Source organism: Wolbachia endosymbiont (group A) of Ophion costatus (assembly GCF_963969245.1).
Taxonomy (GTDB): Bacteria; Pseudomonadota; Alphaproteobacteria; order Rickettsiales; family Anaplasmataceae; genus Wolbachia; species Wolbachia pipientis.
On the sequence record NZ_OZ017714.1, the window covers coordinates 1194850 to 1207953 of the forward strand.

14 protein-coding genes and 1 pseudogene are annotated in these 13104 nt (G+C 35.9%); 9 read left to right on the forward strand and 6 right to left on the reverse strand.

Going from position 1 to position 13104, the window contains the following annotated elements; all coding sequences use genetic code 11:
* Positions 1–30 precede the first annotated feature (30 nt).
* The 4 genes from AACH21_RS05980 to AACH21_RS05995 all read right to left on the reverse strand — a co-directional run bounded on the left by AACH21_RS05980 (position 31) and on the right by AACH21_RS05995 (position 5969).
* Positions 31–863 (reverse strand): IS5-like element ISWpi1 family transposase gene (locus tag AACH21_RS05980; RefSeq protein ID WP_236514306.1). Its coding sequence is split into 2 segments (ribosomal slippage): positions 31–494 and positions 494–863, totalling 834 coding nucleotides; the frame shifts between segments, so codons are not numbered across the junction.
* A 393-nt stretch (positions 864–1256) separates the two neighbouring features.
* The gene (gene terL, locus AACH21_RS05985) at positions 1257–2708 is read right to left on the reverse strand and encodes a phage terminase large subunit (RefSeq protein WP_077188287.1); all 1452 of its coding nucleotides are present in this window, start codon (positions 2706–2708) and stop codon (positions 1257–1259) included.
* A gap of 892 nt (positions 2709–3600) precedes the next feature.
* A complete protein-coding gene (locus tag AACH21_RS05990) occupies positions 3601–5175 on the reverse strand; it encodes a penicillin-binding transpeptidase domain-containing protein (RefSeq protein WP_006280388.1) in 1575 nt (524 codons plus the stop codon).
* Positions 5130–5969: a polysaccharide deacetylase family protein gene (locus tag AACH21_RS05995; protein ID WP_010962787.1), complete on the reverse strand. Its 840-nt coding sequence runs from the start codon at positions 5967–5969 to the stop codon at positions 5130–5132. The genes AACH21_RS05990 and AACH21_RS05995 overlap by 46 nt, the downstream gene beginning before the upstream one ends.
* 122 nt (positions 5970–6091) lie before the next feature.
* Here AACH21_RS05995 and AACH21_RS06000 point away from each other — a divergent pair, with 122 nt between their 5' ends.
* The 4 genes from AACH21_RS06000 (at position 6092) to AACH21_RS06015 (ending at position 7800) form a co-directional block, all read left to right on the forward strand.
* Positions 6092–6214, forward strand: coding sequence for a hypothetical protein (locus tag AACH21_RS06000; protein ID WP_255317433.1), 123 nt, complete (start codon positions 6092–6094; stop codon positions 6212–6214).
* Positions 6215–6298: 84 nt separating this feature from the next.
* Positions 6299–6958, forward strand: a complete 660-nt coding sequence (locus AACH21_RS06005; RefSeq protein WP_012673223.1) for a RadC family protein — start codon at positions 6299–6301, stop codon at positions 6956–6958.
* A gap of 103 nt (positions 6959–7061) precedes the next feature.
* Entirely contained in the window at positions 7062–7394 is a 333-nt protein-coding gene (locus tag AACH21_RS06010; protein WP_041582615.1) for a helix-turn-helix domain-containing protein, read from the forward strand.
* Between the two features lie 34 nt (positions 7395–7428).
* Positions 7429–7800 carry a helix-turn-helix domain-containing protein gene (locus tag AACH21_RS06015; RefSeq protein WP_041582616.1) on the forward strand — a complete coding sequence of 124 codons (372 nt, stop codon included), beginning with the start codon at positions 7429–7431 and terminating at the stop codon, positions 7798–7800.
* Between the two features lie 72 nt (positions 7801–7872).
* On the opposite strand, the pseudogene AACH21_RS06020 reads toward AACH21_RS06015, so the two are convergent.
* Both AACH21_RS06020 and AACH21_RS06025 read right to left on the reverse strand, forming a co-directional pair.
* Positions 7873–9247 (reverse strand): annotated as a pseudogene (locus tag AACH21_RS06020) (IS66-like element ISWen3 family transposase).
* 171 nt (positions 9248–9418) lie between these two features.
* Positions 9419–10501 (reverse strand): hypothetical protein, encoded by a 1083-nt coding sequence (locus AACH21_RS06025; protein WP_012673224.1) that lies wholly within the window; start codon positions 10499–10501, stop codon positions 9419–9421.
* A gap of 198 nt (positions 10502–10699) precedes the next feature.
* On the opposite strand from AACH21_RS06025, the gene AACH21_RS06030 reads away from it, so the two are divergent.
* The 5 genes from AACH21_RS06030 (at position 10700) to AACH21_RS07170 (ending at position 13061) form a co-directional block, all read left to right on the forward strand.
* Positions 10700–11623: a hypothetical protein gene (locus AACH21_RS06030; RefSeq protein WP_012673225.1), complete on the forward strand. Its 924-nt coding sequence runs from the start codon at positions 10700–10702 to the stop codon at positions 11621–11623.
* Positions 11624–11674: 51 nt separating this feature from the next.
* Positions 11675–12004, forward strand: a complete 330-nt coding sequence (locus AACH21_RS06035; protein ID WP_007549995.1) for a helix-turn-helix domain-containing protein — start codon at positions 11675–11677, stop codon at positions 12002–12004.
* A gap of 22 nt (positions 12005–12026) precedes the next feature.
* Entirely contained in the window at positions 12027–12401 is a 375-nt protein-coding gene (locus tag AACH21_RS06040) for a helix-turn-helix domain-containing protein (RefSeq protein ID WP_007549999.1), read from the forward strand.
* A gap of 297 nt (positions 12402–12698) precedes the next feature.
* Entirely contained in the window at positions 12699–12830 is a 132-nt protein-coding gene (locus AACH21_RS06045) for an ankyrin repeat domain-containing protein (protein WP_007551899.1), read from the forward strand.
* A gap of 9 nt (positions 12831–12839) precedes the next feature.
* Entirely contained in the window at positions 12840–13061 is a 222-nt protein-coding gene (locus AACH21_RS07170) for an ankyrin repeat domain-containing protein (protein WP_353278965.1), read from the forward strand.
* Positions 13062–13104: the final 43 nt, after the last annotated feature.

Consider the following 13104-nt stretch of genomic DNA (forward strand, 5'->3'; position numbering starts at 1 on the left):
ATCTCAGAGGTTGTCCGGAAACTAGTAAATTCAAGCATATTCCCTCTTTAACATAACCCTACTCATAGCTAGGTATATGAAATTCTCAGTGGATGTTGTGAGTAAATCATACTCCTTCGATAGCCTTCTATTCCTATTAACCCAAGCAAAAGTCCTTTCTACAACCCATCTTCTTGGCTGTACTTTAAACCCTTGTTCTCTTGTTGGTAGTAGCTCAGGTGGCGTATCTTTGTGCACCCAAAATCTACATGGAGGCCTTGTAACAATTTCAATATCTATGTCATATTCTTCCTTTATGTGATTCTTTAAATTTCTTCCTTGGTATCCCATGTCAGCCCACATTTTTTTAACTTTAGTATATTTTGTTCTCATATTGTTTAATGCTATTTTAATACCATCTCTATCATTTTCGTTAGCAGCGCCTACGTAACAACCTAGTATAAAACCCTGAGTGTCTGTAATTATATGCCTTTTTCTACCCTTTACTTTTTTACTTCCATCATAGCCTTTGATCCCCCCTTTTCTGTAGTCTTTACAGATTGACTATCTACTATACAGGCACTCGGCTGCTCATTCCTTCCTATTTTTCTTCTACTATATTTTGTAATTTCATAATTCATTTTCTCAAAAATTCCCTGCTTCTTCCATTGCCTGAACTGCTCATACACAGTCTTCCATAGCGGAAAATCATTTGGTAAATACCGCCATTGACACCCTGTACGCAATACATAGAAAATTGCTTCTAATATTTCTCTTTTGCTATACTTTGGCGGCCTTCCTCCTTTCTTGTATGATACTCTGAAGTGTTTTTCTATTCTTGCCCATTCCCTTTCGCTTAGATCTGTTGGATACTTTTTTCTCATCTTTACCCCGTACTAAAATTTCGGATATTATAGCCTTTTACTTGTTTCCGGACAACCTCTCAGCATAGATTCCGCTAACGAGTAGCGGAATGACGAGCTTATTGTCATGCCGCCGCGAACCGTCATACCGCGATTCATTCGCGGTATCTCATCAGCTAACAAGCAGCAGTTCTACGTCATACCGCCGTGGTATCTTTTAGCATAGATCCCGCTAACACGTAGCGGGATGACGAGCTTATCGTCATGCTGCCGCGAACCGTCATACCGCCACGAACTGTCATACCACCACGAACCGTCATACCGCGATTCATTCGCGGTATCTCTAGATCCCGCTAACAAGCAGCGGGATGACGGTTGTCTCCTAGCTGTCATCCCAGTACTGGTAGACTCAAATCACAATGCTCGTATAGCTGCAACCCTGGAGGTACTGTTTCTCACCCACTGGAGATATTGCACGGTACTATCTACTTGATCATCGTGTCGAGTTTCAGGAAACATTAAAATCTCATACTCAAAATCGTTCAGCCATACTGCTTGATGTGGCAGAAAAACCTTGCCAGACTCTATAATCGGAACAATTTGATGAAATCGAGTGAGCTTGTCATCATGTGGCACTATTTCAATAATCGGTAAATCACTGTTTGTCTTTAGCTCTTGCACCAATTGTTGACCACTTGTTTTTGCTTCGATTAAAATTGCGTGTGGCGTCCATCTTGCAGCTAGTGACAAAACCTGTTCTTTAAGCTTTGGATACTCAAGCTTTGCGCGATATACGTCGAGTAAATAGAATTTATTATCTATTTTTGCCCAGGTGGTGCAGACACTAAAGTTGCTCATGTTACTTGTTGAAACCGCAGTATCCCAACTTTGTGTTATATGCGAGAGATTATCAGGAAATTTTTTATAGCGTTTCAACCACTCTGGTTTAATTATACCACTTGAAAGCGGCAGAGGGTTTTGTTGATATTGAGCAGCAAAAGCGTAACTCCCAAGTTCAGCTTTTATTATCTCAACTTCTTCTTTTCCTCCATCGAGGGGATATAACAACTGACCTTCTTCTCTTGAATATAATATCCTTACAGGTGACGCTGGTTTATTATATAATCGCCTGGTCGCACAGTGCTGAGCTACTCGGATGATAGGAACGGGAGGTATTGGCTTTTTGATTGAATAAATAACCTGCTTATTTTCAGAAATCATTGGCAAACAAATATGATGCCATATGTTTTTTGGCTTGGAGAGAAGGTGTCCAGTTAAGTCCTCCTGGTGTAGCCTGTGCATTACAAGAACGATGACTCCTTTTTTTCTATCGTTCAGCCTGGTTACTAAAGTCTGATCAAACCAGTTTGTGGCACGCTTTCTAAGCGTTTCACTCAAAGCTTGAGCAGAACTGAGCGGATCGTCCACAATGATAAAATCACCACCTTCACCAGTTAGTGTTCCACCAACTGATGTTGCGATTCTGTATCCTCTCTGCACTGTTTGAAATTTATATTTGGTATTCTGGTCTTTGGATAGTTCTATCTCTGGAAATAGCGCTCTATACCAACTAGACTGCATCACGCACCTGGTGTCGAGCGAGTGCTTTTCGCTGAGCCGCTGAGAATAACTTGCAACTATTATTCTCGCAGTTGGTTGGTTTCCCAGTATCCATGCGGGCCACGCAACACTAGCGCACAGGGATTTCATTGAACGCGGAGGCATATTGAATATTATTCGTTTCACTTCACCAGCGCTCGCTGCTTCCAGCCTGTCTGCTATGACTTTTATATACTGATAATCGTTATACTCACACCCCGGCACTACCGTTTGAAAGCATAACTCAATGAATTTTAGAAAGTTCATGATATAATGTTGAAACCAACGCGTGACGCTGGGATGACAAAAAAAGGAGCACTGAAGGCTATAGGTGAGACGTCGCGGTATCTCTAGATCCCGCTAACAAGCAGCGGGATGACGAATTACTTAACCATCATTACACCGTCATACCGCGATTCATTCGCGGTATCTCTTAACATAGATCCCCTACTATACCTTAACATAGATCCCGCTAACAAGCAGCGGGATGACGAATTACTTAACCATCATCTACACCGTCATACCGCGATTCATTCGCGGTATCTCAGCCGCTAACAAGTAGCGGAATGACAACAATCCTACGTCATACCACCGCGGCGCTAACAAGAGATCCCGCTAACAAGCAGCGGGATACTTAGGGATGACGGTTGTTGTTTAGCTATAAATATTAAGAAATTTACTAAATGAAAAAAAAGGCAAAAGAAGCCCTGGGGTTATTATCCGCTTTAAAATATTGGCGTTTTTTATGTTTTAAACGCTTGACAAGCAAGATTAAGCTGCTTTTAATTGCAACTAACTTACGCTGCAAATGTTTAAGAAGTTTACTAAGCAGAAAAAAAGACAAAGAATCCCCGAGTTAGCTAGTCTTTTACTATCTCTGTCAAGTATTGGCATTTTTTGATGTCTTGTAACGCTTTATAAGCGCGTTCAGCTTATTTAGATAAAAATCTAGATGTAGATGAAGTTTTGTAAAGACATACAGTATCTATATACTGCAAAAAATTGAACATAAGACGCCGATACATTAAGTAATCCTTACCTTTTAATCTGCAGATTGGCGAAAGCAAATACAATAGCTTCACTATCATGATAAGGGCGCTGGCGAAGGGTGTCAAGTAAGTTTTTTCGTTTCTATTCCCAATAAAAGTTTGTTATATGGTTATGCAAGAAGTTTAATACTCATAGTTTCAAGCATATACTGAAATATTTCATTAGCTATAGCAACATCTTGGCGTGGGGCTTTGCCGTGTTCTATAAACACAGAGATTGCATAGCGCGGGTTATGGTAAGGGCCATAGGCGATAAATAACTTATGACTTTCGCCCTTAGAGTTTATCTCTGGTGTACCGGTTTTACCGGCAATTTGTATACCGCTTAGCCCTTTCTTATAGGTTCCAGTTTTAGAATTCACCACATCAAACATAGCTTTTCGAACTATGCTAAGATGCTCACAATCCACATCAATATCGGGAAAATCTTGTATCGTTTCATTCATCTTAATGCGGGGAATTACCTCTTTTCCTGTTGCAATCCTCGCTGCAAGAACTGCAAGCTGTAGTGGTGTTGTAAGCATATACCCTTGTCCTATAACTAAGTTGATAGTGTCACCTAAATACCACTGCGAATATAGCTTTCGTGTACGCCAATCTCTATCTGGCAACAACCCTGGAGCTTCTTCTTTAAACGTTCCAATCAGTGGCCCACTTCCAATACCAAATTTTCTGGCCATTTCTACTAGAGAGTCTACACTTATTTTTTTCCCTATATTATAAAAGTAAGTGTTGCATGATAATGCCATTGCCTCATTTAAAGATACATACCCATGGACTTTGCTTTTCAGACAACGAAATTTCCGCTCACCTATTTTCATATAGCCCTTGCACGAGAATTTCTCTTCTGGTGTTATTATCCCGTCTTTTAAACCCGCAAGCGCAACTATTACTTTAAATATTGAACCAGGTGGAATTTGATATGATAACGCACGATTCACGAGCGGCAATGAAGGAGCATTCAAGCTCTCCCAAGTCTCATTTGATAGCCTGCTAGCAAAAAGATTATTATCGTAAGAAGGTGAATTATATAATGCTAAAATTTCTCCATTATTTACATCAATTACCACTGCGGAGCCTTGGTGATCTTTAAATACCTCTGCGGTTTTCTCTTGCAGATTAATATCAATTGTCAGTTGTACATCTTGTCCGTCTTGTTGTGGTATGCTTGATAATTCTTTTATGACGCGTTTTTTAGAATTTATTTCCTGCTCAGATTTTCCTGACTTGCCTTTCAATATATGATCATATGTATATTCAATACCGCTGATTCCTACTTCGCTTATGCCTTGCTGTCTTTTTGTATATCCGATTACATGAGAACACATTGAACCAAACGGGTAATAACGTTTATAAAGAGCAGTTATTTTTTCTGACGATTTTGCTATTTTAGACTCGACTTCTGATAATGTCTGCAAATCAACTTCCTTACCAGAACCATCAAACAAAACAACATACGAAATTTTGTTTACCGCAAGTTCAATGCTATTCCTATCTAAAATTTTGCCCCGCTTAGGCATAATAGTAGCAACTCTTATTCTATTACTATTAGATAGTGCTTCGTACTTTTGTCTGTTTCGTATTTGTAAATTATATAACCTGCAACTAAAAACCGCAGAAATGGTAAGCTGAATACCACCTAATATGAATGCTCTGCGGTTAAAGACTTTGTTTTTTGTCCACATAACATTCCTTCAAAACACACTTTTTTCCCCTCTTTTATTGTTACACTTCTGGCTTTTACCGTATTACAAACCCTTTTTTCCCACTCACTTAAGGTCACAAACTTATAACCTGATTTTTTTAGTATTTTAATAATATGAGGTAAAGCTTCAATTGTGTTTGACCTGTTATTGTGATCATGAAACAGTATAACTGCTCCATTATGTACATTACTTAAAACTCTTTCAACTAAAGTTTCTGGCTTATCACCTTGCCAATCTAGCGAATCAACTGTCCATAATATTGAATACATATTTAATTGATCAGTATTTTCAATCAGATTATCGTCATAACATCCATATGGCGGACGAAACCATTTTACATCTTGTTTTATTGCATTTTTAATTGCTGTATTTGTCTTTTCCAATTCTTGCAATTGTTCCTCACTTGAAAGTGATGTCAACTTCCTATGCGACCAAGAGTGATTGCCTAACTCATGACCTGATTCATGAATTTTCTTTACTATTTCAGACGTTTTTTCATTTATACGTTCACCAAGCACAAAAAATGTTGCTTTTGCTTCATAGCTTTCCAGAACATTAATAATATCGTTTACTCTATTGTTAGACGGTCCATCATCAAACGTAAGCGCAACAAACTTATCGTCGTTATTCAATAATTTTTTTATATTACTTAAATTTCTATATGATAGATCTAGATTACAACTGAGCCCACAGTATGGTAAATTAAAATTACAATCACTACAAAAAGCCGTACTTGAATATAGTAAGAAAAAAGTGATTATCCTTATAAACATTTGTAATCAGCAAAGTGATAGAATACTACACTTTTTTGCTAAGTTAAGCCATCTTTAATTGCTGTAGCCTTTACTTCATCGCTTCTTTAATATATTGTATTAACAATTTTATATAATATATTATGATTGCAAATATAAATACCGTTGCGCTTCAGGGAATTAGCACAGTAAATGTCAATGCACAAATTCATATGGCAAATGGTATTCCAGCTTTTAAAGCAACAAGGACAACATTGCAAATTTAGAGTTCAAAAGGGTTATTCCTCGAGAACTACTGCGTCAGAAAGCTGGCGTTGAATTTGTATATAATGTTGACCTTGGAGGTTTTTATGAATAATAGTGAGAGAAAAGAAAAATTGGAAACTCGCATTTTATCAAGTAGAGGCAGGTCTTTACTTGACCATGAGCTACTGGAACGTACTCTATCTGAATGTGAAGAAGGAAGAGAAGTGGCCAAAAAGCTAATAGAGCTCTTTAGTAGTTTAGGAAGGGTAATTAACGCTGACTTTCATGAGCTAAAAAATGTTACAGGAATGAATGATGGAGCAATAGCAAGTATCTTTTGTCTGAAGGAGATTTTCGATAGGATACTGAAAGGTAAGTTAAAAAAGCTGTCGATTCTTGATAACAGAGAAGAGCTACTAAAATACTTTAAAACAGCAATAGGGCAGTCACGAAAGGAAAGCTTGCGAGTAATATACTTAGATCGAAGTGGTCATTTGATATACGAGTATATTCAAGACTGTGGAACTATAGACAGAGTACCTCTATATGTGAGAGAAATAATCAAACAGGGATTACTGATCGATGCATCATCTATTGCAATTTCACATAATCATCCAAGTGGAGATACAGAACCATCAAAGGAGGATGAGGATAACACACTTACATTAGCTGCAACCTGCGAAAATGTAGGAATGAAATTAATAGATCACATAATCGTAACACAGAAGAGCCACTTTAGTTTTTATGATAGTGGTTTATTGTAATCTGTAGACCGGAAGGAAAGTTCTCCAACTTTCCTTCTTTTTTTCTACTTCATAAATTAAAAAATTCAATATAAGCTTGAGCAGCTAAAATTAGTAATGAAAGGTGGAATTAGGCAAAAAAATAAAAGAACTTAGATTATACTGTGGTTTAACACAAACTGAGTTGGGAAAGAAAATAGGCGTTTCGTATAGACAAATACAAAGGTACGAAAATAGTTCAAACCAAATTTTGGCCAGTAGGCTATACGACTTAGCAAAAGCACTATCGATTAATGTGGCTGATTTTTTTACTGATGTGCATGTCGACTCACATGAAACTTATGATGAAGAAATACTAAAATTAGTCAAAGGATATAATGAAATTAAAAGCAAAAGGTTACGTAGCGTAGTTTATATATTGGTAAAATCTTTTTCTCAAAGTTACAATGAGAGTTAGTATTGCTTCAATACCTCAGTTAATATATTAATAAATGATTGTACAAGATGAACAACATCCTATTGATAAACAAATAGGTGAAAGAATAAGGAAGAGAAGGTTAATATGCGGTTTTAGCCAAAGAGACTTAGGAAAAAAGCTCGGAATTTCATTTCAGCATATACAAGGATATGAAACTGGAGAGGTAAGGCTTGTAATTGATAGATTGTATAATTTGGCAGAAGCTTTGTCCGTTGATATGTCATATTTTTTTACCAAAGCTTCTGAAGACTTACACGATAAGGCCTTTTGTAGCGATGTGGGTAGTGAAGAAATATCAAGGCTAGTGAGGGAATACAGGAAAATTAAGGATGAAACGTTGCGTGATATTGTGCATTCAGTGATAAAAGCGCTTGCCAATAAATAATATTGCCTGAATATATCTTCAATCCACTTCTACAAGCAATGCTAGTTAAGGGTATCCGTTCAGGAGAGTGGTTTAAGAAACAATAGATAGGAGATTTTGGAAAGGATTGAGACCCCTTTGTTTCCAAGTTAAGTATAATGAAATTATCCGCTCAAGGAATGTATTTCCCCGCTTTGATTGTGTAAAATATGAGTTTTTGCGATAAACGACATAATGCCGAATTTGCCGTTCAGCGTGGTTATTTGTCAGCGGAATATTTTCTGGGTCATCTAAAAATTTCCACATCATTCTTTCAGATCTCAGAACATTTTTTGCAACTCGAGAGGCTCCAATTGCTTCAGGTAAACGAGATATCTCCTTCAAGTAATACTTTGTACGTTTTCTTAATTTTCTGGCACGTCTGACAAACCTCAAAACATCTATCTCACTTTTTAGTAAAGCTTTTTTTAGTGCAAATAATTCAGTGGCCACGTTTCTCAAGTAACAACCCAGAACTTTAACTTCAACTATGTGCTAACCTTTCAAAATCTCTTGATAAATGTGCCCAACAGATTTGCCTGTTTTTATCGGCAAAATAATTGTATGCTGCATACCTGTCAGTTATTACCAAGCTATTGCGATTGCAGAATTTACTATTTTGTAAAACTTTCATTCCTCTTGACTCTGTAAATTTTACAAAACTTGCCGTATTGCTTGCAAACATCCAACACCAAGCGAGTTTACCTTTGTTATAATGGCTCGTTTCATCAATATGTAGAACTTTACTCCTACTTATCTCTTGTTCGATCTGCTCATACATTTTTTTGCATTTTGAAGCAACTCTATGTTCACTATTTGATATGCTACCGACGCTTATGTTCAAATTGAAGATATCATTTACGACACTCGCTATTTCGCGTTTTGAATTTTTGTAGAATCCGCTGAACGCTGCAATTATTGACTTAACCCTTGGACCAAATGTATCTGGCGTAACACCTTCCGGTAACTTGCTACTTCTTCTCTTTCCGCATCTCCGACAACGGCCATGTTCTAACTGATATTCCACTACATAAGGCTTGATTTCTGGAAGATCAACTTTCTGATGAATATATGGTTTTTCACATATTGCAATTTCTCCTCCGCATTCGCAAGTATTAGGCAACTCTATCTTTACTACTTTATCTGCATCCATGTTGGCGCGAAAACTTCCTTTATGACCAACCTGACCGCCAATATTCCTTTCGCTTTTCGGCTTATTCTTTTTTATTTTATACAACTCTTTGGAACTTGGTATTGATGAATTTTTTGAGCTTAAACCGAGTCTTTCTCTTAACTCAGCATTTTCTATCTTTAAAGCCTTATTTTCTGCTTTTAAACTTTCATTCTCTTTTTCCAATCTTTCTATTTTTGCTTCTAACCTTTCTATTTTTTGCTGTAAATTTTTGCAAAGTTCTAAAAGGTTTACCATATTACTTCACTTTTGCTCTATGATTATCTTCTTAGATCACCTTGTCTACCTTATTCTGCCACTCCGCTGAACGGATACAGTTAAGGTAAATTTTTTATGGTAATTTTGATTAAATTTCAAGAACTACTTTACTTTGCAATAATTATGGCTATGTAAAAACATAGCCACCAATCAAGAACGTCCTACAGATGTCGTTTTGGTATCTTTTAATTTGCTCACCCAAGAAAAGGTCTCACTACTTTTAGAATTTTGGTCGCCCCACCTTCCACATCTAGTAAAGCTGCCTTTTTCCACTACTTCTTTAACAGACATTCCACCAAATAAACAACCCTTTCCTACGATTTCTCCTATTTCTTGCAACTCGTTCCACATTTCTTCATCTTCTACCTCAACTTGTACTTGATGATAGTCTTCTGTGTCATGATATACCATTAAATTTAGCTCTCCTAGGCTAGTGCAAAGTGTTACTGTAAAAGCGCTGTTATCGGATATATCTACGTAATTTCTTTTACCGTCTTTCCCAGTTTTGACCTCAACTTCACCATCACCTATTTTTATGATACTACCGCCAAGGTTTAAGTCTCCTTTACTTAAGCCCAAATTTTTTGCACCTTCTACAACTTTGGCAACATCAACTATGCAGCTATGTGAAAATTCAATATAGAAGGTCTTATTATCGATTTCTACATCTTCAACAGTTCCTTCTATAGTAGCGTCTTCTCCAACTTCCCTAAGTTTCTTGAGCCTACTATATATTTGTGGCTCAATTTCTTTTTGCACTTTTTGATACATTTCAGCTATTTTCTTATCAACTTGTACATTAAAATCTGCTCCATGTAAGGCTAACTTTCTGATTATATCTTCTTGTTTATTTTCTTTGAATTCATCACGATACATCTTAAACATTGTAACGTTAGTGAAGCTAAAGCCATCTTCGTTGCGAGCGTTTACTCTTATTCCTAAATCCAAAGCTTCATCGACGATTTTACTTAATTTGTCTAGATTTTCAGCTGCAATAGCTTTTTCCAAGAATTCATTTAATTTCACATTTTCATATTCACTTAGCCTTATCTTGCATAAAGCTGATCGAAATGGATTGAGCTCCTCAGGATATGTTAAGACAGGTAATTTACTAATCTTTTTATTTGCTGTTGGAGCAGCTTTTATAAAATTAGGTAATAACCCTTCTTTTGCTATTCGCTCTACCGCTTTTAACATTTTACTAGACAATTTTTTACCATTTATTTTTTTCATTGTAACCCTCACTTAATTTCATTACTATTCGATCATATCGTGATAAATATTATTTAATTGTTAATATTATACGACTTATTGATTTACTGTATATTATAATAACAAGTTTTGCGGGCATCTACACTAGAAAAACACATCCTATAAAAATTATTTCAGTTTCAACAAAAATGGGGTATCGTAATCGTAAAATTGAAAAAAATGGATATCCTATCTTACTCTACTGAAAAGCTGAAAAAGCATTGTCAGCTACTTGATGATGAAGAAAAAATAGTTCTATATGAGCAGCTGCTAGACAAGGCTAAAGATATACTTGAAAACTCAAGAGATGATATTGCAAAGTTGAAAGAGGTAAGCAAAGCAGTTGTAGCAATAGAGGAAACTACCGATAAGCAGTTACTAGAAAAGTTTAATGATGATCACCCGCTGAGAGAAGTGGACATTTTAATCTACTCTCCTCAAGGAAATACTGAATATCTATTCAGCATAGATAACTCATCAGAGCTTTATGATTTAAAAGAAGATAAAGAAAAAGCTCTTTATAATGCAGTAAAGTTAAATGATGTTGAGCTTGTAAAAAAGCTGCTAATGATCCTTTCACCTACAGAAGTAAGTAATTTTGACACGAAATACTTGGAAGAATTGAAAATATTGCTGTCAGGAATTCACAAAGAATTGCAATTATCACAAGATATGAAAAATTATCTTGAGAAGACGATAAAGTTCTATAGTTTTTTATGTAGTAATTTTAACTTACTAGTTACAAATCCTACTGACGTAAAAGCCATAATTGATCTATTTGCTGCTCAACCAAATATTGATTACCAAATAGATAAGCTTCTACTTTCTTTTATTGTAAGAGATGTTGAGGAAAAAAAGCTAAACTCTGAAATTAGTCATATGATAGAACTTCTTGAGCAACACGAAAGATTTGCTGAGCTCGAATACAAGGTTAGAAGATTAAGATCAGAGTTTGCAAGTGGCAAAAGCAGATACTCGGCTGAAGTAATACGAAATAGCATTGCAGAACGAGAAAAAGAGATGAGGGAAATTGAGAAAAAATACGTAAGGCCAAACGATTTAATTAGCGAGAGGCAGAAATTATTAAAGCAATTACTTTGCTAGCTTTTTTTCCACTTCATAAAATTTGTTGTAAATTTGAATAAGAGGTGAAAAGTGCAATTAGGTAAAAAAATAAAACAACTTAGGTTAGATCGTGCTTTGACACAGACCGAATTGGGAAAGAGAATAGGTGTTTCGTATAGACAGATACAAAAGTACGAAAATGGTTCAAATTGTGTTTTGGCCAGTAGATTATATGATTTAGCAAAAGCACTATCGATAGATGTTGCTAACTTTTTTACTGATATGCACACTGACTCACATGAAGCTTATGATGAAGAAATACTAAAGTTAGTCAAAGGATATAACGAAATTAAGAGCAAAAGGTTACGTAGTGCAGTTTATATATTGGTAAAATCTTTTTCTCAAAGTGATAATACATAGTTAATATTACCTGATACGTAAAATGACTATACAACATCCTATCGATAAACAAATAGGGGAAAGAATAAGGAAAAGAAGGCTAATGTGTGGTTTTAGTCAAAGAGACTTAGGAAAAAAGCTTGAAATTTCATTTCAGCATGTACAAGGATATGAAAGCGGAGAGATTAGGCTTGTAGTTGATAGGTTATATAAATTAGCAGAAGTACTATCGGTTGATATGTCGTATTTTTTTACCAAAGCCTCTGAAGACTTACATGATAAGGCCTTCCATAGCGATGTAGGCAGCGAAGAAATATCAAGGCTAGTGAGGGAATATAGAAAAATTGAGGATGAAACTCTGCGTGACATTGTTCATTTAGTGATTAAGGCTCTTGCTAATACAGGCTTTAAAGCATAAATTCTCTCCTTGAGTCGTTGAAGAAAACTTAAACTTTCATTTTCTTCATCATTTTGCTTTTCTTTCACTTTGATGCGTGTAGTTATACCCTACACAAAGTATAATGTTTTAAAAATAAAAACCTGCACCATAAAATATTGAGATTTAGAATATTAACTTATAAAGTCTTTTCGGCAGTTTTAGCGAGGGTTTATTAGCAAGGATGTTGGAGGTTAGCAATGACTATATCTGAAGGTGTAATACAGCGTATAAGGCATAATGATAAGAACGCGATAGGGGGATGATTTTTTGGTCAAGGTGGCTGTGCACCATCCAGCTAAGTTTGATAGCTTAGAAGTAACAAAATTTTTAGTAAATAATAAAGGTGTAAGTTTTAACGCTAAAACTAATGACGAAAACAAGCCTATTCATATTGCAGCTGATTTTTGAAATATCGATATTGTAAAATTTTCTCTTAATAAGGGAGTAGAAGTTGGTACAAAAGGTAAAAACAATTGGACTCCTTTGCATTATGCTACCAATAAAGGATATCTAGGAATTGTAAAGCTTCTAATAGAAAAGCAACAACAAGAATCATTTATTAATAATTCTAATATTAATAATTCTAAAACTACAGATCAGTCTACTATGCTGCCAAGGAAGGCCATTTACCATCTGTAGAATTTCTCATAGAATATAATGCACCCCATAAACTAGACCAAAA